The sequence below is a fragment of the Rhizobium sp. PL01 genome (assembly GCF_033447125.1).
In the GTDB taxonomy this organism is placed as follows: domain Bacteria; phylum Pseudomonadota; class Alphaproteobacteria; order Rhizobiales; family Rhizobiaceae; genus Pararhizobium.
On record NZ_JAWQUM010000006.1, the window covers coordinates 335,056 to 355,022 of the forward strand.

A 19,967-nucleotide genomic window follows, 5' to 3' on the forward strand; every position below is an offset into this window, starting at 1 on the left:
TGTCTTCGTCTGTTTGCCGCCTCAACGACAAGACATCCCATCCGTGACGCGTCTGTTCCGCATCTTCGTCACGAATCATTGTGCCAAAAACATACGCCTTCGGGGAATCCTCGGGAAGGGCAGAGCAAAAAAAGAGGCCGCGATCTCGTGTCAAGATCGCGGCCTCTATATGTTGTGGATTATCCGGGTAAGGACTAGTAGCGGTAGTGTTCAGCCTTGAACGGGCCCTGCGGCTTCACACCGATATAGCCAGCCTGCTCTTCCGAAAGTTCGGTCAGCTTGGCGCCAAGCTTGGCGAGGTGAAGGCGTGCGACCTTCTCGTCGAGATGCTTCGGCAGGATGTGAACACCCTTTTCATACTGGTCACCCTTGGTGAACAGTTCGATCTGGGCCAGTGTCTGGTTCGTGAACGAAGCCGACATGACGAAGGACGGATGGCCGGTCGCGTTGCCGAGGTTGAGCAAGCGGCCTTCCGACAGGAGGATCATGCGGTTGCCCTTCGGGAACTCGATCAGATCGACCTGCGGCTTGATGTTGGTCCATTTCAGGTTACGCAGGGCGGAAACCTGGATCTCGTTGTCGAAATGGCCGATATTGCCGACGATGGCCATGTCCTTCATCTCGCGCATGTGGTCCATGCGGATGACATCCTTGTTGCCGGTCGTCGTGATGAAGATATCGGCGGACGAAACAACGTCTTCCAGCTGAACGACTTCAAAACCGTCCATGGCGGCCTGCAGGGCGCAGATTGGATCGACTTCCGTGACCTTGACGCGGGCGCCGGCGCCAAGAAGCGAAGCGGCAGAACCCTTGCCGACGTCGCCGTAGCCGCAGACGACGGCAACCTTGCCGGCCATCATCACGTCGGTGCCGCGGCGGATGCCATCGACCAGCGATTCCTTGCAGCCGTACTTGTTGTCGAACTTCGACTTGGTAACCGAATCGTTAACGTTGATCGCCGGGAAGGGCAGCAGGCCCTTGGCGTGCAGCTGGTAGAGACGGTTGACGCCCGTGGTGGTTTCTTCCGTCACACCCTGGATGGCATCGCGCTGCTTGGTGAACCAGCCCGGAGAAGCGGCGAGGCGCTTCTTGATCTGTGCAACGAGGATTTCTTCTTCTTCCGATTCCGGCTTCGAGAGAACGTCCTCACCAGCTTCGGCGCGGGCACCGAGCAGGATGTACATGGTGGCATCGCCGCCGTCATCGAGGATCATGTTGGAAACGCCGCCATCGGCCCACTGGAAGATCTTGTCCGTATAGGTCCAGTAGTCTTCCAGGCTTTCACCCTTGATGGCGAAGACGGGGACGCCCGTTGCAGCAATGGCAGCGGCAGCATGGTCCTGCGTCGAGAAGATGTTGCAGGAAGCCCAGCGAACTTCCGCGCCGAGCGCTGTCAGCGTCTCGATCAGCACAGCCGTCTGGATGGTCATATGCAGCGAGCCGGTGATACGGGCGCCCTTCAGCGGCTTGGACGTGCCGAATTCCTCGCGGGAGGCCATCAGGCCCGGCATTTCTGTTTCCGCAATGATGATTTCCTTGCGGCCGAAATCGGCAAGGCCGATATCTGCAACAACGTAGTCGTTTTTCGTGCTCATGAGTATCTCCGGGCTGGTGCCATGCACGAATACCTGACGTTTTGGCAGGGCCGGGCAGGGCGCACTAGAATTCGCCACTTCCTGCTGTCAGCAGGAAGTTTGTTCCTCAATTATCAGGAAATGCGAAAAGGGGCAACAGGACATAAAGAAGTCTTTATATCTTTATGTGTTCCCGCTCAGGATCAGATTTCTTCGCCGAACTTGTCGGCAACCAGCGCATCGAGTGCGTCGAGCGCTTCCTGTGCCTGTCGGCCACTGGAGGTGACGGAAACCGAACAGCCGGTGCTGGCGGCCAGCATCATCAGGCCCATGATCGAGGTGCCGCCGACGGTCATGCCGTCCTTCGAGACGTGAATCTCGGCATCGTAGCCCTCAACCGTCTGGACGAACTTGGCAGAAGCGCGGGCATGCAATCCGCGTTTGTTGACGATCAGAAGGTCACGGGAAAGGGTCACGACCGACGCCCCGTTATTTGCCACTGAGGACACGGCTTGCGACATTGATATATTTCCTGCCTGCTTCGGACGCTTCGACGAGTGCCTTGTCCATATCGCTTTCGCCACGGACGCCGGCCAGTTTGATCAGCATGGGAAGGTTGACTCCGGCAATAACCTCGACGGTGCCACTCTGCATCACCGAGATTGCCAGGTTGGACGGCGTGCCGCCGAACATATCTGTGAGGATGATGACACCATTGCCTTCGTCGGCTGCGAGAACAGCGTGCAGGATGTCCTGCCGGCGCTGATCCATATCATCCTCGGGGCCGATGCAGACAGTCTCGATTGACTTTTGCGGACCAACGACATGCTCCAGCGCATGACGAAACTCTTCAGCTAGCTTGCCGTGTGTGACAAGCACAAGTCCGATCATGGTGTCTTCGCTCCAACTGCATCTGCAAATCTATAAGGAGGGTCAGATATCGCAACGCAGCAATTTCGTCCACCTTTAGGGCGGCCATCTTGGCAAGGAAAAGGCGAATGGCAAGTTAAAAATCCGGAAATGCTGCCTTAAAAGGCATCAATGTCCTTGAAAATTGGCATTTTGAGGTAAAATAAGCCGCAAAATTTCAAAAGAATTCAAGCCTTCGGCCAAGGGAAGGCGATACAAAGGTAAAAAATCACCGGAGGGCAAAGAAAACCTCTCATTTTCCGGGGGTAAACGTGGCTCAAACGGCGGTTTGACGGGCAGTATGGCAAAATCAATCACCGCGGCCGGTATCGTCTCGACTGCAACGATCCCAGCGCCACGAACCTCCGCAAGGCCTGCAATCGAGGCCGGACGGCGGCCGATGATACGGCCGTTGCACACGGAAATCAGCACCTGATCGTCAGATACGAGGGCCGCAAACAGCCCGGAATTTCTTGCCGCCGCCATGCAGGAGAGTGCAAGCATCGTCTTGCCTGCACCAGACGGACCGACAAACAAGAAACCCTGGGTTCCGAGCACCACAGCGGTCGCGTGAACATTGACCGCCGGGCTCGTCACGAATGGTTCTCGATCGGAAGCGAAAGGATGAAACGGGCGCCGGTAATCTTGCCGTTCGCATCCAGCATGTTCTCGGCCTTCAGCGAGCCGCCATGGGCCTCGGCGATCTGGCGGGAAATGGAGAGGCCAAGGCCGGAATTCTGGCCAAAATCCTCGCCATCCGGCCGGTCCGTGTAGAAGCGCTCGAAGATGCGGTCGATGTCTTCGGCCTGGATGCCCGGTCCGTTATCCTCGACATAGATGATGCAGCGGCTGCGCGTCCGGGTCAGGCGCAGGACGATGCGCCCACCCTGGTCCGGAACGAACGACCGGGCATTCTCGATCAGGTTGGTGATGATCTGGCCGATGCGCAACTCATAGCCGCCGACATCGAAGCGCGCCTTCGGATTGTCCTTACGCTCGACGGCGAAGCTCAGTTCGACAACCTTCTTGCCGCTGCGGATCTGCCGGGAAAGATCGACAAGGCCACCGAGCAGCTTTTCCAGATCGACGGCCTTTGCGTCGCTGCGGGCAAGCTCCGCATCGAGCCTTGAGGCATCGGAGATATCGCTGATCAGCCGGTCAAGACGGCGCACGTCATGCTGGATGACATCCATCAGCCGCTTCTTGGAATCGTCTGTACGGGCGAGTGGCAGCGTTTCGACGGCGCTGCGCAGCGAAGTCAGCGGGTTCTTAAGCTCGTGGCTGACATCGGCGGCAAAATTCTCGATCGCGGCAATACGGTCATAGAGCGCTGTGGTCATTTCGCGCAGCGCCACGGACAGGTTGCCAATCTCGTCCTGACGCGAGGAGAAGTCAGGGATTTCCTCACGCTCCTTGGCGCCGCCACGCCGCACGCGGATGGCAGCCGCCGACAGGCGCCGCAAGGGGTTGGCAATGGTGCTCGACAACAACAGCGACAGGATGACGTTGACGAGCGCTGCAACGCCGAACACGCGGATGATGGCCAGCCGCTCGGCGTGAACGATCTTGTCGATATCGCCCGCCTGCGTCGACAGCAGCAGCACACCGAGAACCGCACGAAAACGCTGGACGGGTACGGCGACGGAGACGATTAGCTCGCCTTTTTCGGTGACGCGCACCACGGCGCCGCGCACGCCGGTCAGCGCATTCATGACTTCGGGATAGATCGCGCCGTTGCCGCCTGGTGGCTCCTTGTAGAGCGGCAGGTTGCCCGGCTGCAGCACACGATTGAACCAGGAGTTCAGCCGTTCGGACCATGTCACGGGTTCTGGCTCGATCGGCGGCAGGTCGAAGCGCAGCACCTGGCCGCCGGTATAAAGGTGACGGGAATCCAGGAGAAGATCGGCGTCTGCATCGAACAGACGGGCGCGGGTACGGGTCGGCGAGATCAGCCGCCGCAGCACCGGTGCCACGCGTTCCTGGTTGATCGGGAATTCGAGGTCTTCGTCGCTTGGCAGCGGTGTGATGCTCTGCCCGGCCTGCAATTCAAGCAGCTTTTCGGGATCGATGGTGATCGAATTGGTATCGACGGAAGCGGACGCGGCGATCGCGCCGGCGATGATTTCCCCTTGTGTCAAAAGGCTTTCGACGCGCGCGTCAATCAGCCCTTCGCGAAACTGGTTCAGATACATGATGCCGCCGACGAGGACGACAAGCGCAACGAGATTGAAAAACAGGATACGGCGCGTCAGGCTGGAAAAGACAGCATTGCCGAAGATGCGGCGAATCAACGTGAAGGGATGCGCCCACTTCCGGCCGGAAGCCGCCCGCGTTTCGCCCTCATCCATATCGATGTTTCGCAAGACTTCGACCAAGCCTTCAACTCCCGCTTTCGCGGCCCCTGTCAATCAATTGCAGCTTTGCTGCGGTTCCGATGGCAGACCCGGCTGCCGTCCGCCCGAGAGCAGAATGGAGATTACGCCCTTGCGTCTCTCTTTGGCGCGGAGCCGTATCATACAGCTCCGCCCTTGACCACGCCAGACTTGCACCCCGCGGCGACATCCGGCTTAGCGGGAGACAAGACCCGGCCTCAGGCCGATTCGCGGAAGCGGTAGCCAACGCCGTAAAGCGTTTCGATCATATCAAAGTCGTTATCGACCATCTTGAACTTCTTGCGCAGCCGCTTGATGTGGCTGTCGATGGTGCGGTCGTCGACATAGACCTGTTCGTCATAGGCAGCATCCATCAAGGAATCGCGGCTCTTCACCACGCCCGGGCGTTGGGCCAGCGAGTGCAGGATCAGGAACTCGGTCACCGTCAGGGTCACAGGCTCGTTCTTCCAGGTGCATGTGTGGCGTTCCTGGTCCATCGATAGCTGGCCGCGCTCCAGCGAGCGTGCCTGGATGTCCGCGGCACTCTTGGCTGCGCCGCTGCCGGTGCTTGCGGCAGCCGCAGCTTCCCGGTTGGCGGAACGGCGCAGGATCGCCTTGACGCGCTCGACCAGCAATCGCTGCGAGAAAGGCTTGGTGATGAAATCGTCGGCGCCCATCTTCAAGCCGAAAAGCTCGTCGATCTCTTCATCCTTTGAGGTCAGGAAGATCACCGGAATATCGGATTTCTGCCGCAGACGGCGCAAAAGCTCCATGCCGTCCATGCGCGGCATCTTGATATCGAAGATCGCCAGTTGTGGCGGCCGCGCAAGCAGACCGTCGAGAGCCGAGGCACCGTCGGTATAGGTTTCGACCTTGTAGCCCTCTGCCTCCAGTGCAATCGACACCGAGGTCAGGATATTCCGGTCGTCATCGACAAGTGCAATCGTCTGCATCGTATAGGGCTCCACCATTTCGCTGCGTCTCCGAGGCCGGCCCGGTTGTCCGGGCTCTGCTGCGGTTAGACGCGTTTCATGAGTATAAAGGTGGAACAAATTGTGGCGAAGGAAATAGCAAAAGCAATCGGACCGGGTGAAAGATGTGTCTTTCAACGAAAAAAGGCCATTCAAAAAGCACCGATTCAACCGATTAAAAAAGCGATATTTTCTTTTAAATCGATTAATATACTGAAATCATTATATTTTTTACGACAGCAATCTTGTCTTTTCTCCCCGGTCCTTCTATGGTTGCTAACATTCAACGTTCTGTCAGCAAACCACGGAGGAAAGCTGGACCATGCAGGAACTCGGCATTCGCAACCCATCCCTTGGGCTGGAATCAATCGGCTTTAACAACCTGGATGTGGTTCGCTACAACTTTGGCACCGCTGAACTCTATGAGGAAATCTTGCGCCGCAGCGAAGCGCAGCTGACCGCAGACGGTGCCGTGCGTGCCTTGACGGGCCAGCACACCGGCCGTTCACCGAAGGACAAGTTCGTCGTTCGCGACGAAAAAACCACGGACGAAATCTGGTGGGACAACAACAATGCAATGTCGCCTGACCATTTTGCGGTGCTGCATCAGGACATGCTCGATCATGCCAAGGGCAAGTCGCTCTATGCGCAGGATCTGATCGGCGGTGCCGATGCCGAAAATGCCCTTCCGACGCGTGTCATCACCGAGTTCGCTTGGCATTCCCTGTTCATCCGTAATCTTCTGATCCGCCCGGAAAAGGCAGCACTCGCCGCCTTCACGCCGAAGCTGACGATCATCGATCTGCCGGATTTCAAGGGCAATCCAGCCCGCCACGGTTGCCGCACGGAAACGGTGATCGCCTGCAACTTCACCAAGGGCATCATTCTGATCGGCGGCACGTCCTATGCCGGCGAGATGAAGAAGGCCGTCTTCACCATGCTCAACTACCTGCTGCCGGCCAAGCGCGTCATGCCGATGCATTGCTCCGCCAATGTTGGCCCGGATGGGGACGCAGCGGTGTTCTTCGGTCTTTCCGGCACGGGCAAGACGACGTTGTCTGCCGATCCCAAGCGCACGCTGATCGGTGACGACGAGCACGGCTGGGGCGAGCACGGCATCTTCAATTTCGAAGGTGGCTGCTATGCCAAGACCATTCGCCTTTCGGCCGAAGCCGAGCCGGAAATTTTCGAAACCACGCGCCGCTTCGGCACCGTGCTCGAGAATGTCGTGCTTGACGCAAATCGGGTTCCTGATTTCAATGATGGTTCGCTGACGGAAAACACCCGTTGCGCCTATCCGCTGGATTTCATCCCGAATGCCAGCAAGAGCGGCACGACAGGTCACCCCGGTACGATCATCATGCTGACGGCGGATGCCTTCGGTGTCATGCCGCCGATCGCGCGTCTGACGCCGGATCAGGCCATGTACCACTTCCTCTCCGGCTACACGGCAAAGGTTGCCGGTACCGAGAAGGGGGTGACCGAACCGGAAGCGACGTTCTCGACCTGCTTCGGCGCGCCGTTCATGCCGCGTCATCCATCCGAATACGGCAATCTGCTCAAGGCCCTGATCGCCGAACACGGTGTCAATTGCTGGCTGGTCAACACCGGCTGGACCGGCGGCGCTCATGGCACCGGCCACCGCATGCCGATTAAGGCGACGCGCGCACTGCTGGCCGCTGCCCTTGATGGTTCGTTGGCCTCTGCCGAATTCCGCACGGACAGCAATTTCGGCTTTGCCGTGCCGGTTTCGGTTTCGGGCGTTGACAGCAGCATCCTTGATCCCCGCTCCACCTGGAGCGATGGTGCTGGCTATGACGCGCAGGCCCGCAAGCTGGTCGATATGTTTGTCGCCAACTTCGCCAAGTTCGAAAGCCATGTCGATGGCGGCGTCCGGGATGCAGCCCCCGGCGTGAAGCTCGCAGCCGAATAAATCAGCCCTCACAGAGGGTTGCAGACGATGATTCACGTGAAACCCGGCGCGAAAGTGCCGGGTTTTTGCGTTGCGGGCGGGTTCCTGCGTTTTCAAGGCTGCCGTCGTGTGAGATAGAGCGAGGGAAGGGAAGAAACGTCATGGCCAGCGATCCGCTGTATATCAACGATAGAATTGTCATCGCCGGCTGGGAGCTGACCGAGCAATTCGTGCTGGCCGGAGGTCCCGGCGGACAGAACGTCAACAAGGTTTCGACCGCCGTCCAGCTTTTCTACGGGATTGCCGCTTCCCCCGCCTTGCCCGAGCGCGTCCGCGACAACGCCATCAAGCTTGCCGGGCGCAAGGTCTCCAAGGACGGCGTGCTGATGATCGAGGCGAGCCGGTTTCGTAGCCAGGAGCGCAACCGCGAGGATGCCCGCGAACGGCTGAAGGAACTGATCCTGAAGGCTGCCGAGCCGCCACCGCCGCCGCGGCGCAAGACCAAGCCGACCAAAGGTTCGATCGAGCGGCGGCTGAAGGCAAAGACCGGACGCGGCGAAGTCAAGAAGATGCGCGGCCGCCCGGAAAATGATTGATTGCCGCAATTTTCATCCAGGCCTTGTTTTTTTCCCATCACTGCACTCTGTTAGGGTTGAAGAAACCCGCAAAAGGAGATGCGCCATGGGTCTGTTCAGCTTTATCAAGAATGCCGGTAAGAAACTCGGCATCGGCGGCGATGATGATGCGCCGGATGTCGAAGCGGTAAAGAAGGAACTGGCTTCGCATGACCTCGGCACCGACAAGGTGGATGTTGCGGTCGAGGGCGACAAAATCGTGCTCACTGGCGTGGTGAAGGATCAGTCCGCCTTTGAAAAGGCCGTCGTCGCCGTCGGCAACACGCTGGGTATTTCGAAGGTAGAAGCAGCGGAACTCAAGGTCGCCGATGGCGCTGCCGCACCGGCACCAGCCAAGGAACCGGTCTTCTATACGGTGAAGAAGGGCGACAACCTCTGGAAGATCGCCGAATCGCAGTACGGCAAGGGCAAGGGCGCTAAAAACCCGATCATCTTCGAAGCCAACAAGCCGATGCTCACCCATCCGGACAAGATTTATCCCGGCCAGGTCCTGCGCATTCCGGCCCTGGATCAGGCCTGATCATGAAAACAGCTGGCGCAGTCCTGTCGATCTTTGTTGCCGTCCTGATGATGGTAGTGAGCGGGCCTGCGCTGGCCCTGACGTTCCGTGAGCCTGCCAAGGGCTCAGCGGAGCGCGCTGCCATCATGGATACCCTGCGCCCAGCCGTTGAAGCGGAAATGCGCGGCCCGGTCGAATTTGTGGTCACAACCATTCGAGTCACGCCAAACTGGGCCTTCGTCCAGGTCGAGCCACAAAGACCGGGTGGCGGCGTGATCGATCCCGAGGAAACCGGATTTGCTGGAGACGCCGACATGATGGATGGGCTGACGGTCTATGGCCTGATGGGCTTCCAGGCAGGACGCTGGAACCTGATCGATCATATGGTAGGGCCGACGGATGTCGGTTATGCCGTTTGGCAGCAGCGCTACGGCGTACCGGCCGCGTTGCTCGGCTTGGAATAGGCACCTCGATGCAAGTTCTGCCCAAGGGTATCCGGCATATTCCGGGTTTTCTGGATCGGGAAAAGCAGGAGGCCCTGGTCGAGACCATTCGCGCTGTTGTAAGCGAAGCTCCGCTCTATGTGCCCGCCATGCCGCGCACGGGAAAACCGATGTCCGTGCGTATGACCAATTGCGGCACGCTCGGCTGGGTCACGGACAAGGAGCGCGGTTATCGCTATCAGGCCGGGCATCCGGCGACCGGCAGGCCGTGGCCCGCTATGCCCGAAGCACTCCTCGATATCTGGCATACGGTTTCCGGTTCGGCCAAGGAGCCCGAGGCCTGCCTCGTCAATTTCTATGCCGACGATGCCCGCATGGGCCTGCATCAGGATCGCGACGAAAAGGACCTGGAAACACCAGTCCTATCGATTTCACTGGGGGATAGTTGCCTGTTCCGGGTTGGCGGTACCGAGAAAGGTGGCCGGACCCTGTCGTTCAAGCTGTCGAGCGGCGATATCGTCGTCCTTGGCGGCGAGGGACGTCTCGCCTTCCACGGCGTCGACAAGATCTATCCCGGCACGTCGACACTTCTGAAGAATGGCGGCCGGATCAACCTGACGCTGCGCCGCGTCACGATTTGAGCCTCAAAGCTTGCGCAGCGCGACGGTTTCGGTGAGGTGATTCGGCCCCTTCTGCAGGATCAGGTCGGCCCGCGGGCGCGTCGGCAGGATGTTCTGGCGCAGGTTCTTCAGGTTGATGTTCTGCCAAAGCCCTTCGGCGATCACCAAGGCTTCTTCCTCGCTCACCTGCGCATAGCGCTTGAAGAAGGAGTCCGGATTGCGGAAAGCGGTCTGGCGCAGCCGCATGAAACGGTTGACGTACCAGGTGTGGATCAGGCTTTCCTCGGCGTCGATATAGATCGAGAAATCGAAGAAATCCGAGACCATCGGCACGATCTTGCCGTCAGCGGGCAGATTGCGCGACTGCAGGACGTTGATACCCTCGAAAATCAGGATGTCCGGACGGTCAACGACCTGGAACTGGTCGGGCAACACGTCATAGGTCAGGTGCGAATAGGTCGGCGCCTGGACATTCGGCTGGCCCGCTTTGATCGCCGACAAGAAGCGTAAGAGCGCGCCAATATCGTAGCTTTCCGGAAAACCCTTGCGGTCCATCATGTTTTCCCGCAGCAGCGTCGCGTTGGGATAGAGGAAACCGTCGGTGGTCACCAGATCGACCTTCGGGCTCGATGGCCAGCGCGACAGAAGCTCGGCCAGAATACGCGCCGTTGTCGACTTGCCGACGGCAACGGAGCCGGCAATGCCGATGACGAAAGGGGTCTTGGCGTCGTTCGACATGCTGAGGAACCGCTGGCGCTGGGCAAACAGCCGCTGCGAGGATTCCACATGCGTGGACAGAAGGCGCGATAGCGACAGGTAGATGCGCCTGACTTCGCTGAGATCGATCGGGTCATTCAGCGACCGCAGCCGCTGGACTTCATCGGCCGACAGCGTCAGCGGTGTATCCGCCCGGAAATGCGACCATTCCTCCGCCGAAAAGAACCGGTAGGGCGAATAGTCCTTGTTGTTGAAGTGATCCGGAATATCGGCCGGCGCGATGTCTTTGGCGACGATTGTCATGACGTGTCTACCGGCTTGCCTTTTCCTGGAGCCCCGACTGGCTGGTCCGCCGGTCAAGCTCATCCATCACATCTTGCAACGGAATATCAGCAATTTTCAATACGACCATCAGATGATAGATCAGATCGGCACTCTCGGCGACAAGGTTGGCGCGATCGTTGCTGATGGCGGCGATCACGGTCTCCACGGCTTCCTCACCGAGTTTCTTGGCCGCCTTTGCCTGCCCATGGGCGACGAGTTTGGCGGTCCAGGATTCGTCCGGTGAGGCCTTGGCCCGCGCGGCGACGATCGCTTCGAGATCGGAAAGGCTGAAATTGCTCATCTGTTTTCCGTCCTGCCGCTCAGTCGAGCCGCATGGCAATGCCATGCTCTGCCATATAGCGCTTGGTTTCGCCGATGCTATAGGTGCCGAAATGGAAGATCGAAGCGGCCAGAACCGCCGTCGCATGGCCGTCGCGAATGCCTTCGACCATATGATCGAGCGTTCCGACGCCGCCCGAAGCGATGACGGGCACGGACACGCGGTCAGCAATGGTGCGGGTCAGCGCGATATCATAGCCGGCTTTCGAACCGTCGCGATCCATCGAGGTCAAAAGCAGTTCGCCAGCGCCGAGCTTCACCATCTTCTCGGCAAACGTGACAGCATCGATGCCGGTTGCCTGACGGCCGCCATGGGTGAAGATTTCCCAGCGGTCCTCTTCGCCGGGCTTCGATACTTTCTTGGAGTCGATCGAGACGACGATGCACTGGTTGCCGAACTTGTCGGCCGCTTCGGCGACAAAATCCGGATTGCTGACGGCGGCCGAATTGATCGATACCTTGTCGGCCCCGGCCAGCAGAAGCTTGCGGATGTCGGCCACGGTGCGCACACCGCCACCAACGGTCAGCGGCATGAAACAATGATCGGCGGTGCGTGCAACGACATCGAAGATCGTGTCGCGATTGTCGGAAGAAGCGGTAATGTCGAGGAAACAAAGTTCGTCGGCACCGGCAGCGTCATAGGCCTTTGCCGATTCGACGGGATCACCGGCATCGATCAGATCAAGGAAGCTGACCCCCTTGACGACACGGCCGTCCTTGACGTCGAGGCAGGGGATAACGCGGGCTTTGAGGGTCATGCCGCTTTTCCTTTCGCGTTCCGGATAAGCGACAGCGCCTCAGCCGGATCGATCCGCCCATCATAAAGCGCCCGGCCGGAGATCGCACCTTCGAGTTTGGCCGCATCCGGCTGAACCATACGCCGGATATCGTCCATCGAGGCGAGGCCACCCGAGGCGATGACCGGGATGGAGACCGCATCAGCGAGTTCCAGCGTCGAATCCCAGTTGATGCCGGTCAGGATGCCGTCGCGGTCGATATCGGTATAGATGATCGCCGAAACGCCGGCCCCTTCGAATTTCCGCGCCAGCTCGATGACACCGAGTTCGGAGGCTTCCGCCCAGCCCTCGACCGCAACCTTGCCGCCCTTGGCATCGATGCCGACGGCGACCTTACCGGGGAATTTTTTGCAGGCCTCGATGACCAGCGCCGGATCGCGCACGGCAACGGTGCCGAGAATGACGCGGGCGAGGCCGCGTGACAGCCAGTTTTCGATATGATCGAGCGTGCGAATGCCACCACCCAGCTGAACCGGGTTCTTGGTCGCCTTGAGGATCGCATCCAGAGCAGCACCGTTGACGGTTTCACCGGCAAATGCGCCGTTGAGATCGACCACGTGCAGCCATTCAAACCCCTGATCTTCGAAGGCCTTGGCTTGCGCGCCGGGGTCCGGATTGTAGACGGTCGCCTGTTCCATGTCGCCGAGCTTGAGGCGCACGCACTGGCCGTCTTTGAGATCGATAGCAGGAAAAAGGATCATGTCAGGGCTTCCAGCGCAGGAAATTCGAAATAAGGGCGAGGCCGAGCGTCTGGCTCTTTTCCGGATGGAATTGCGCCCCGGCCTTGTTGCCGCTGGCAACGAACGCCGTCACCGTGCCGCCATAGGTCGTGGTGGCAATCAGGTCGTCCGGATCTTCGACGGCCAAATGGTAGGAATGGACGAAATAGGCGTGCAGCCCGTCCTCACCAGTAGTGATGCCGTCAAACAGCGCATGTGGCTTGTTCAACGTCAGCGTATTCCAGCCGATCTGAGGGATTTTCAGGGTGGGATCAGCAGGAACGATTTCGACGACGTCACCCTTGATCCAGCCGAGGCCCTGCGTGGTGGTCTTTTCAAGGCCACGCGCGGACATCAGCTGCATGCCGACGCAAATGCCAAGGAATGGCCGGGCGGACTTTTCGACCGCCTCCGACAATGCTTCGCGCATGCCGTCGACTGCATCGAGGCCGCGGCGGCAGTCGGCATAGGCGCCGACGCCGGGCAGAACGATCCGGTCGGCGCTGGCGACGCGGTCTGCCTTGTCGGTCAGCTCGATCGTGGCGTCGATGCCGGCTTCACGGGCGGCGCGTTCGAAGGCTTTCGTGGCCGAGCGCAGATTGCCGGATCCGTAGTCGATGATCGCAACGCGCATCAGCGTTCTCCATAATTTTCAAACAGGCCGACAGCCACGCGACCATCGGCGGGCTTTGCCGCTGCTGTGGGCAGCACGGGCGGTTGCCAGGCCGCTTCGGCCGTACCGACGGCCGTTGCAGCTGTCTCGTGATCGTAGATCATTTCGGCAGTTGCCAGATCGTCGGCGGGGATGATCGATTGCAACGTCCAGCCGTACGCTTGCAGCCGGCTGGCCACAAAGGTCGGGCCTTCGAGGGCGACGAGCAGGCGCAGGGCCAGTTCGATCAGGAAGCCGGAAACGCTGGGCTCTGGGGTCGCAAAAGCGATGAGACCCTGAAGAACTGCGATGGCGATACCCGCCATCCATTGACGCTGGAACAGAAGCCAGACCGCCGGAAAGACGAAGGCAACCCAAGAAAACTTGTCGGCGATGAACCGGGCACTCACGTCATGTCGCGGTGCGCCGGGAGAAGTCAGAACCAGATAAGAGGCCATATCAGCCAACTTTCAAACTGGGCCGGTTAGACCAGCGTACCCTTGGTGGAGGGAACGCGGCCTGCCTGGCGCGGATCAATCTCTGTTGCCGTGCGAAGTACGCGGGCAACGGCCTTGAAGCAGGTTTCGGAGATATGATGGTTGTTGGCGCCGTAGATGTTCTGCACATGCAGCGTGATGCCGCCATGCTGAGCCAGTGCCTGGAAGAACTCGCGCACCAGTTCGGTATCGAATGTGCCGATCTTTGGCGCGGAGAAGTCCACATTCCAGACCAGGAACGGACGTCCGGACACATCGACGGCCGCGCGGGTCATCGTTTCGTCCATGGCAAGATCAAGCGATGCATAGCGGGTGATACCGCGCCGGTCGCCGAGCGCCTTGGAGAGCGCCTGGCCGATGGCGATGCCGGTGTCTTCCACTGTGTGGTGGTCGTCCACATGGCGGTCACCTTCGGCAACGATGTCCATGTCGATCAGCGAATGGCGGGAAAGCTGCTCCAGCATATGGTCGAAAAAGCCGACGCCGGTCGCAATCCGCGACGTACCGGTGCCGTCGATATTGACGGACACGGTCACCGAGGTTTCGTTGGTCTTGCGCGAAACGCTGCCGGTGCGGCTCACTTGCTTGTCGGCCATCAGTTTCTCCCGAATGTAATAGAGCCGCTCCTTATCAGGCGGTGGGCGAAATATCCAGAACTGCCGCCATGATTCTCGCGGATGCGAAACGCAGCCGGATTGGCAAGGGCGAGGGAGCGTGACACGGGCTATTTGCAATCGGCAAAAGGGCTCTTACATAGGTTTCAACAGGGCCGGTGTTCGGCTATCTGAAAGGCCCGGAAGCCGGGCAGGGTGGGTTTCATGACAACGATTATTACCGTCCGCAAGGGCGGACACGTGGTGATGGCGGGCGATGGTCAGGTGAGTCTCGGCCAGACCGTGATGAAGGGCAACGCGCGCAAGGTCCGCCGCCTTGGCAAGGGCGACGTGATCGCCGGGTTTGCCGGCGCAACCGCCGATGCCTTCACGCTTCTGGAACGGCTTGAATCCAAGCTCGAGCAGTATCCGGACCAGCTGATGCGCGCTGCCGTCGAACTTGCCAAGGACTGGCGCACCAACAAATATCTGCGCAATCTCGAAGCGATGATGCTGGTGGCCGACAAGTCGATCACGCTGGCAATCACCGGCAATGGCGATGTTCTTGAGCCGGAACACGGTACGATCGCCATCGGCTCGGGTGGCAATTATGCCTTCGCCGCGGCACGGGCACTCATGGATACCGACAAGTCAGCCGAAGAGATCGCTCGCCGGTCGATGGAAATCGCCGCCGACATCTGCGTCTACACCAATGGCAATATCGTCGTGGAAACGCTCGACGCAGCGTAACCGCGAGGACGTTCGGCGTAACCGGCTTATTTTTGAAAGAAGATCATGACCACATTTTCACCCCGCGAAATCGTGTCGGAGCTCGACCGGTTCATCATCGGCCAGCACGATGCCAAGCGCGCCGTCGCCATCGCGCTGCGCAACCGCTGGCGCCGCCAGCAGCTCTCGGATGAGCTGCGTGACGAAGTCATGCCGAAGAATATCCTGATGATCGGCCCGACCGGTGTCGGCAAGACGGAGATTTCCCGCCGTCTCGCCAAGCTTGCCGGTGCGCCCTTCATCAAGGTCGAGGCAACGAAATTCACCGAAGTCGGCTATGTCGGTCGTGACGTCGAGCAGATCATCCGCGACCTCGTCGAGGTCGGCATCGGTCTGGTGCGCGAAAAGAAACGCGCCGACGTCAAGGCCAAGGCACATCTGAATGCCGAAGAGCGGGTGCTTGACGCGCTGGTCGGCGCGACGTCCTCGCCGGCCACACGCGACAGTTTCCGCAAGAAGTTGCGGGCCAACGAAATGGATGACAAGGAAATCGACATCGAGATAGCCGATACGGCGACGCCCGGCGGCGGTTTCGAAATCCCCGGCATGCCGGGTGCCAATATCGGCGTCTTGAACCTGTCGGAAATGTTCGGCAAGGCGATGGGCCAGCGCACCAAGAAGGTTCGCACCACGGTCAAGGAAAGCTACGGCATCCTGATCAACGACGAATCCGACAAGCTGCTCGACAACGAAGAGATCCAGCGCGAAGCTGTTCGCTCGGCGGAGAATGACGGCATCGTCTTCCTCGACGAGATCGACAAGATCGCTGCCCGCGATGGCGGCATGGGTGCCGGTGTTTCACGTGAAGGCGTACAGCGCGACCTGTTGCCGCTCGTCGAAGGCACGACGGTGGCAACGAAATATGGCCCGGTGAAAACCGACCATATCCTGTTCATCGCATCCGGCGCCTTCCACGTTTCCAAGCCATCGGATCTTCTGCCGGAACTGCAGGGGCGTTTGCCGATCCGCGTCGAGCTGAAGGCGCTGACCAAGGAAGACTTCCGCCGCATCCTGACGGAAACCGAAGTTAGCCTGATCCGTCAGTACAAGGCGCTTCTGGAAACCGAAGGTGTCAATCTGGACTTCACCGAAGACGCACTCGATGCGTTGGCGGATGTTGCGGTCAAGCTCAACACCAGCGTTGAAAATATCGGTGCGCGGCGTCTGCAGACGGTGATGGAGCGCGTGCTGGACGAGATCTCCTATGCCGCTCCGGACAAGTCCGGCGAGGCGCTGACGATCGATGCGGATTACGTCCAGAAGCACGTCGGCGATCTCGCCGCCAATACGGACCTGTCGCGTTACATTCTGTAAATTTGCAACGGCCGTTTGTTAACGATTGGGGCACTTGCTATAATGGCAGGTGCCCTTGTTGTTTGTGATACCCATACGCGATAAGGCTTTCGCCGGTGCCGGGCACAATTCCGGCACGATTTTGCCGCATGCGTTCCGGCACATCCGGAACGTCAAGATTGGTTCACAGGAAACATAGCGTGCGCCCTATCCTTCAAATGCTTTTCGTCGCGGCCATGATTGCCGTCACCGGCCCCGCTTTGGCGGATGGCATTCGTGTGGTGCCCGAGGGCAATCGCTACCAGGAGCAACCGGGCGTTCCCGGCGCTTCGGTGCGGCGGACCAAGGCTGGCCGGACGTCTTTCGATGCGAAATACGACAAGGTGCGCAATCTGCTGGCCAATGACAGCAAGCTGATGGGCAAGATCAAGTCGACAGCACGCGCCTATGGCATCGACCCGATCCACATGATCGGCGCGATCGTCGGCGAGCATACGTACAATGTCGATGCCTATGACCGGCTGCAGTCCTATTACGTCAAGGCCGCCGCCTATGCCGGCGACAGTTTCCGCTTCGGTTATGAGGGCGAAACGGTGGCGCAATTCGTGGCGCGGCCGGAGTTTTCCAAATGCGCGGCCAAGAAAAGTTCCTATGCGCTCTGGAGCTGCCGCGAAAGCGTCTGGGACAGCCAGTTCCGTGGCAATACGGTCGGTGGCACGTCTTATCCGAACAATCGCTTCAGCGCGGTGTTCTTCCAGCCATTCTTTGCCGGCCAGACCTTTGGCCTCGGCCAGATCAATCCTCTGACGGCCCTGATGCTGACCGATATGGTATCGCGCGTGTCCGGCTATGAGCGGCTCGACGAAAACGATGCCGCCGACGTCTACAAGGCGATCATGGATCCTGATCAGTCGCTCGCCTATATGGCCGCCTCGATCCGCCACTCGATCGACGCCTACAAGTCGATCGCCGGCATGGATATTTCCGACAATCCCGGCATCACCTCGACGCTCTACAATGTCGGCAATCCCGACCAGCGCGCGGCGGCTCTTGCCGCGAAGAACAAGGGTGGCGCGGTGCAGTGGCCCGAGGAAAATTATTACGGCTGGCTGGTCAACGACAAGCTCGCCGACCTGAAGTCGCTGCTTTAACTTTCCTGAAATCGCCTTATCTTCATGTGAGGATGATCGTTTGCTGCGGTTGACGCCCGGCGGCGCATGGAAAGTATCGTCATGGATATGAGACCCGAACCGTTCGAACCACCAGCACCTATCCCGCGCACGGTGCCGCCGTCGCGTCTCCAGATCATCCGCACGGTGATGCGCAATCCGCTGGAACTGTGGGGCGAGCCTTCTTACACCTTGCCATGGATCGACACGAAGTTCGTTACCCAGCGCACCCTGATCGTCAATGATCCCGACCTCATCCGCTATATCCTCGTCGAGAATGCCGCGAATTACGAAATGTCCAAGGTCCGCCGCCTCATCCTACGGCCGATCCTGCGCGATGGGTTGCTGACGGCTGAAGGCGAGGTCTGGAAGCGGTCGCGCAAGGCCATGGCGCCGGTGTTCACGCCACGCCATGCTTGGGGTTTTGCCAAGCAGATGCTGTCGAAGACCGAGGAATATGCCGACAAATACGACGAAGCAGCCGCAAGCGGTGAAATCGTCAATATCGCCAACGACATGACGGAGCTGACCTATCAGATCCTGTCGGAAACGCTGTTTTCCGGGCAGATCGCTGCCGAGACAGAGGGCTTTGCCGATAGTGTCGAACGGCTGCTGCACCGGATGGGCCGCGTCGATCCGATGGACATTTTGCTGGCGCCGTCCTGGGTGCCACGGCTCACCCGCATCGGCGGCGCCAAGGTGATGGCCGAGTTCCAGGGGATCGTGGCCGAAACCATGGACCAGCGGCGGCGGCTGATGCGGGAGGACCCGGAAGCAGCCCCGCAGGATTTCCTGACATTGCTCCTGCAACTCGAGCGGCCGCAGGGCCTTTCGACCGATGAGATCGCCGATAATATCCTGACTTTCATAGGCGCTGGCCACGAAACCACGGCCCGGGCACTCGCCTGGACGCTCTATTGTATCGCCAATTCTCCGCATATCCGCGAAAACATGGAAGCCGAGATCGACGCGGTTCTGTCGAGCGGAGCCGAGCCGGTCGACTGGCTGGATCTGATGCCGCATGTGCGGGCTTCCTTTGAAGAGGCCATGCGGCTCTATCCGCCGGCCCCCTCGATCAACCGCGCCGCCATCGAAGCGGATTCCTGGATCTCTCCCGAGGGTGAGCGGGTGGATATCCCCAAGGGCATTGCGGTTCTGATCATGCCCTGGACGTTGCATCGTCATGCGCTCTACTGGGACCGGCCACGGGCCTTCATGCCGGAACGCTTCCTGCCGGAAAATCGCGACAAGCTACATCGGTTCCAATACCTGCCGTTCGGTGCCGGACCGCGTATCTGCATCGGCGCGACGTTCGCGCTGCAGGAAGCGGTGATTGCGCTTGGTGTGTTGATGAAACGCTTCCGGTTTGATGTGACGCCTGAGACAAAACCCTGGCCGGTGCAGCGGCTGACCACCCAGCCTAGGGGCGGGCTGCCGATGAAGGTGTCGGTGCGCTGAATGTCTTGCCCGGCGTTTCCGATTGCACGGCCCGGATCGGCGAATCGGAAGCCACAGGCTCCTGCATTTGTTTCTTCGGCCGCTTGATCGTCTTGATCGCCGCGCACGTGGCGTCGCCAACGCCCTCGCAAGGCTTGTAGACGACGATCTCGCTGCCGGCACCATCGTCCCAGACGGCCTGAATGGCCAGCGTCTTTGCCTCGCCGGCCGGCAGCGAGATGTAGATATATTCGTTGGTATCGCTGTCTGGCAGGTTGAACGGGATCTGCGGATTGCATTTGCCAAGCGGAAAACGCTTGTCGAGCGTGTCGGAATTGACCGAATAGCGGATTTCCGAGAGCCGGCAATGCATGGTCTGCAGCGCAGTGAAATAGATCAGCTGCTTGTCGTCGTAATTGCGGAACTGGATCCAGCCGGTCTGCTTGTTGGCGTCGAGCATCGCCTTGTAGATGGCGACATCCGGGAGTACGGGCTTGTACTCTTCTTCGTCATCCGCCTCCTGCGCGAAGGCGGGCAATGAGAGCGCCCCTGCAAACGCGAGGGCCAGAAAGAGCATGCGGGATAAACGGGTCATGCCATGATCCTTGCTTTCTAGCAGTGTCGCGCAGCCTTGGTGCCGATGTCGGCGAAGCGATGGCCTTTCGCTGAAAGATGTCATATCACCTCGTCCATATCCTTTGAAGCC

The 19,967-nt window shown here is 59.6% G+C and carries 23 protein-coding genes; 9 read left to right on the forward strand and 14 right to left on the reverse strand.

Going from position 1 to position 19,967, the window contains the following annotated elements:
• Nucleotides 1-194: 194 nt before the first annotated feature.
• The 6 genes from ahcY to R6X40_RS16925 form a co-directional block, all read right to left on the reverse strand.
• On the reverse strand, nucleotides 195-1,595 hold the full coding sequence (gene ahcY, locus R6X40_RS16900; protein WP_318414943.1) for an adenosylhomocysteinase: 1,401 nt from the start codon (nucleotides 1,593-1,595) through the stop codon (nucleotides 195-197).
• Nucleotides 1,596-1,777: 182 nt separating this feature from the next.
• Nucleotides 1,778-2,095, reverse strand: coding sequence for an HPr family phosphocarrier protein (locus tag R6X40_RS16905; protein ID WP_318414944.1), 318 nt, complete (start codon nucleotides 2,093-2,095; stop codon nucleotides 1,778-1,780).
• Nucleotides 2,064-2,465 (reverse strand): PTS sugar transporter subunit IIA, encoded by a 402-nt coding sequence (locus R6X40_RS16910; protein ID WP_037096714.1) that lies wholly within the window; start codon nucleotides 2,463-2,465, stop codon nucleotides 2,064-2,066. Before R6X40_RS16910 ends, R6X40_RS16905 begins: the two co-directional genes overlap by 32 nt.
• Nucleotides 2,466-2,612: 147 nt before the next feature.
• Nucleotides 2,613-3,080, reverse strand: a complete 468-nt coding sequence (locus R6X40_RS16915; protein WP_318414945.1) for an HPr kinase/phosphorylase — start codon at nucleotides 3,078-3,080, stop codon at nucleotides 2,613-2,615.
• A complete protein-coding gene (locus R6X40_RS16920; protein ID WP_318414995.1) occupies nucleotides 3,077-4,831 on the reverse strand; it encodes a sensor histidine kinase in 1,755 nt (584 codons plus the stop codon). The genes R6X40_RS16915 and R6X40_RS16920 overlap by 4 nt, the downstream gene beginning before the upstream one ends.
• A 242-nt stretch (nucleotides 4,832-5,073) precedes the next feature.
• Nucleotides 5,074-5,808: a response regulator transcription factor gene (locus tag R6X40_RS16925; protein WP_037097523.1), complete on the reverse strand. Its 735-nt coding sequence runs from the start codon at nucleotides 5,806-5,808 to the stop codon at nucleotides 5,074-5,076.
• 340 nt (nucleotides 5,809-6,148) lie between these two features.
• Between R6X40_RS16925 and R6X40_RS16930 the strand changes: the two genes are divergently transcribed.
• The 5 genes from R6X40_RS16930 (at nucleotide 6,149) to R6X40_RS16950 (ending at nucleotide 9,956) form a co-directional block, all read left to right on the forward strand.
• Nucleotides 6,149-7,759 carry a phosphoenolpyruvate carboxykinase gene (locus R6X40_RS16930; RefSeq protein ID WP_318414946.1) on the forward strand — a complete coding sequence of 537 codons (1,611 nt, stop codon included), beginning with the start codon at nucleotides 6,149-6,151 and terminating at the stop codon, nucleotides 7,757-7,759.
• 140 nt (nucleotides 7,760-7,899) lie between these two features.
• Nucleotides 7,900-8,334, forward strand: coding sequence for an alternative ribosome rescue aminoacyl-tRNA hydrolase ArfB (gene arfB / locus R6X40_RS16935; RefSeq protein WP_318414947.1), 435 nt, complete (start codon nucleotides 7,900-7,902; stop codon nucleotides 8,332-8,334).
• An 85-nt stretch (nucleotides 8,335-8,419) separates the two neighbouring features.
• Nucleotides 8,420-8,893 carry a peptidoglycan-binding protein LysM gene (gene lysM / locus R6X40_RS16940; RefSeq protein WP_318414948.1) on the forward strand — a complete coding sequence of 158 codons (474 nt, stop codon included), beginning with the start codon at nucleotides 8,420-8,422 and terminating at the stop codon, nucleotides 8,891-8,893.
• A 2-nt stretch (nucleotides 8,894-8,895) separates the two neighbouring features.
• Nucleotides 8,896-9,336 (forward strand): hypothetical protein, encoded by a 441-nt coding sequence (locus tag R6X40_RS16945; RefSeq protein WP_318414949.1) that lies wholly within the window; start codon nucleotides 8,896-8,898, stop codon nucleotides 9,334-9,336.
• A gap of 8 nt (nucleotides 9,337-9,344) precedes the next feature.
• Nucleotides 9,345-9,956: an alpha-ketoglutarate-dependent dioxygenase AlkB gene (locus R6X40_RS16950; protein ID WP_318414950.1), complete on the forward strand. Its 612-nt coding sequence runs from the start codon at nucleotides 9,345-9,347 to the stop codon at nucleotides 9,954-9,956.
• 3 nt (nucleotides 9,957-9,959) lie between these two features.
• Here R6X40_RS16950 and coaA read toward each other — a convergent pair whose 3' ends face one another.
• The 7 genes from coaA to hisB all read right to left on the reverse strand — a co-directional run bounded on the left by coaA (nucleotide 9,960) and on the right by hisB (nucleotide 14,576).
• Nucleotides 9,960-10,955, reverse strand: a complete 996-nt coding sequence (gene coaA / locus R6X40_RS16955) for a type I pantothenate kinase (RefSeq protein ID WP_318414951.1) — start codon at nucleotides 10,953-10,955, stop codon at nucleotides 9,960-9,962.
• Nucleotides 10,956-10,962: 7 nt separating this feature from the next.
• Nucleotides 10,963-11,277 carry a phosphoribosyl-ATP diphosphatase gene (locus tag R6X40_RS16960; RefSeq protein ID WP_318414952.1) on the reverse strand — a complete coding sequence of 105 codons (315 nt, stop codon included), beginning with the start codon at nucleotides 11,275-11,277 and terminating at the stop codon, nucleotides 10,963-10,965.
• Between the two features lie 19 nt (nucleotides 11,278-11,296).
• Nucleotides 11,297-12,073: an imidazole glycerol phosphate synthase subunit HisF gene (gene hisF / locus R6X40_RS16965; RefSeq protein WP_318414953.1), complete on the reverse strand. Its 777-nt coding sequence runs from the start codon at nucleotides 12,071-12,073 to the stop codon at nucleotides 11,297-11,299.
• Complete coding sequence (gene hisA, locus R6X40_RS16970) at nucleotides 12,070-12,813, reverse strand: 1-(5-phosphoribosyl)-5-[(5-phosphoribosylamino)methylideneamino]imidazole-4-carboxamide isomerase (protein WP_318414954.1); 744 nt, start codon at nucleotides 12,811-12,813, stop codon at nucleotides 12,070-12,072. Before hisA ends, hisF begins: the two co-directional genes overlap by 4 nt.
• Before the next feature lies 1 nt (nucleotide 12,814).
• Nucleotides 12,815-13,465, reverse strand: a complete 651-nt coding sequence (gene hisH, locus R6X40_RS16975; RefSeq protein WP_318414955.1) for an imidazole glycerol phosphate synthase subunit HisH — start codon at nucleotides 13,463-13,465, stop codon at nucleotides 12,815-12,817.
• Nucleotides 13,465-13,893, reverse strand: coding sequence for a DUF2628 domain-containing protein (locus R6X40_RS16980; RefSeq protein ID WP_318414956.1), 429 nt, complete (start codon nucleotides 13,891-13,893; stop codon nucleotides 13,465-13,467). The genes hisH and R6X40_RS16980 overlap by 1 nt, the downstream gene beginning before the upstream one ends.
• A gap of 74 nt (nucleotides 13,894-13,967) precedes the next feature.
• Nucleotides 13,968-14,576: an imidazoleglycerol-phosphate dehydratase HisB gene (gene hisB, locus R6X40_RS16985; protein WP_113550848.1), complete on the reverse strand. Its 609-nt coding sequence runs from the start codon at nucleotides 14,574-14,576 to the stop codon at nucleotides 13,968-13,970.
• 222 nt (nucleotides 14,577-14,798) lie between these two features.
• Between hisB and hslV the strand changes: the two genes are divergently transcribed.
• The 4 genes from hslV (at nucleotide 14,799) to R6X40_RS17005 (ending at nucleotide 19,282) form a co-directional block, all read left to right on the forward strand.
• The gene (gene hslV / locus R6X40_RS16990; protein ID WP_318414957.1) at nucleotides 14,799-15,323 is read left to right on the forward strand and encodes an ATP-dependent protease subunit HslV; all 525 of its coding nucleotides are present in this window, start codon (nucleotides 14,799-14,801) and stop codon (nucleotides 15,321-15,323) included.
• A gap of 45 nt (nucleotides 15,324-15,368) precedes the next feature.
• Nucleotides 15,369-16,676 carry an ATP-dependent protease ATPase subunit HslU gene (hslU, locus tag R6X40_RS16995; RefSeq protein WP_318414958.1) on the forward strand — a complete coding sequence of 436 codons (1,308 nt, stop codon included), beginning with the start codon at nucleotides 15,369-15,371 and terminating at the stop codon, nucleotides 16,674-16,676.
• 215 nt (nucleotides 16,677-16,891) lie between these two features.
• Entirely contained in the window at nucleotides 16,892-17,806 is a 915-nt protein-coding gene (locus tag R6X40_RS17000; RefSeq protein WP_412178399.1) for a DUF1402 family protein, read from the forward strand.
• 81 nt (nucleotides 17,807-17,887) lie between these two features.
• On the forward strand, nucleotides 17,888-19,282 hold the full coding sequence (locus tag R6X40_RS17005; protein ID WP_318414959.1) for a cytochrome P450: 1,395 nt from the start codon (nucleotides 17,888-17,890) through the stop codon (nucleotides 19,280-19,282).
• On the opposite strand, the gene R6X40_RS17010 is transcribed toward R6X40_RS17005, so the two are convergent.
• Nucleotides 19,245-19,856 (reverse strand): hypothetical protein, encoded by a 612-nt coding sequence (locus R6X40_RS17010; protein ID WP_318414960.1) that lies wholly within the window; start codon nucleotides 19,854-19,856, stop codon nucleotides 19,245-19,247. The genes R6X40_RS17005 and R6X40_RS17010 overlap by 38 nt on opposite strands.
• Nucleotides 19,857-19,967 lie beyond the last annotated feature (111 nt).

Coding starts and splice junctions, on each gene's coding strand:
- ahcY (WP_318414943.1), bottom strand. CDS start 1,595: ATGAGCACGAAAAACGACTACGTTGTTGCAGATATCGGCCTTGCCGAT.
- R6X40_RS16905 (WP_318414944.1), bottom strand. CDS start 2,095: ATGTCGCAAGCCGTGTCCTCAGTGGCAAATAACGGGGCGTCGGTCGTG.
- R6X40_RS16910 (WP_037096714.1), bottom strand. CDS start 2,465: ATGATCGGACTTGTGCTTGTCACACACGGCAAGCTAGCTGAAGAGTTT.
- R6X40_RS16920 (WP_318414995.1), bottom strand. CDS start 4,831: ATGGATGAGGGCGAAACGCGGGCGGCTTCCGGCCGGAAGTGGGCGCAT.
- R6X40_RS16925 (WP_037097523.1), bottom strand. CDS start 5,808: ATGCAGACGATTGCACTTGTCGATGACGACCGGAATATCCTGACCTCG.
- R6X40_RS16930 (WP_318414946.1), top strand. CDS start 6,149: ATGCAGGAACTCGGCATTCGCAACCCATCCCTTGGGCTGGAATCAATC.
- arfB (WP_318414947.1), top strand. CDS start 7,900: ATGGCCAGCGATCCGCTGTATATCAACGATAGAATTGTCATCGCCGGC.
- lysM (WP_318414948.1), top strand. CDS start 8,420: ATGGGTCTGTTCAGCTTTATCAAGAATGCCGGTAAGAAACTCGGCATC.
- R6X40_RS16945 (WP_318414949.1), top strand. CDS start 8,896: ATGAAAACAGCTGGCGCAGTCCTGTCGATCTTTGTTGCCGTCCTGATG.
- R6X40_RS16950 (WP_318414950.1), top strand. CDS start 9,345: ATGCAAGTTCTGCCCAAGGGTATCCGGCATATTCCGGGTTTTCTGGAT.
- coaA (WP_318414951.1), bottom strand. CDS start 10,955: ATGACAATCGTCGCCAAAGACATCGCGCCGGCCGATATTCCGGATCAC.
- R6X40_RS16960 (WP_318414952.1), bottom strand. CDS start 11,277: ATGAGCAATTTCAGCCTTTCCGATCTCGAAGCGATCGTCGCCGCGCGG.
- hisF (WP_318414953.1), bottom strand. CDS start 12,073: ATGACCCTCAAAGCCCGCGTTATCCCCTGCCTCGACGTCAAGGACGGC.
- hisA (WP_318414954.1), bottom strand. CDS start 12,813: ATGATCCTTTTTCCTGCTATCGATCTCAAAGACGGCCAGTGCGTGCGC.
- hisH (WP_318414955.1), bottom strand. CDS start 13,465: ATGCGCGTTGCGATCATCGACTACGGATCCGGCAATCTGCGCTCGGCC.
- hisB (WP_113550848.1), bottom strand. CDS start 14,576: ATGGCCGACAAGCAAGTGAGCCGCACCGGCAGCGTTTCGCGCAAGACC.
- hslV (WP_318414957.1), top strand. CDS start 14,799: ATGACAACGATTATTACCGTCCGCAAGGGCGGACACGTGGTGATGGCG.
- hslU (WP_318414958.1), top strand. CDS start 15,369: ATGACCACATTTTCACCCCGCGAAATCGTGTCGGAGCTCGACCGGTTC.
- R6X40_RS17000 (WP_412178399.1), top strand. CDS start 16,892: ATGATTGCCGTCACCGGCCCCGCTTTGGCGGATGGCATTCGTGTGGTG.
- R6X40_RS17005 (WP_318414959.1), top strand. CDS start 17,888: ATGGATATGAGACCCGAACCGTTCGAACCACCAGCACCTATCCCGCGC.
- R6X40_RS17010 (WP_318414960.1), bottom strand. CDS start 19,856: ATGACCCGTTTATCCCGCATGCTCTTTCTGGCCCTCGCGTTTGCAGGG.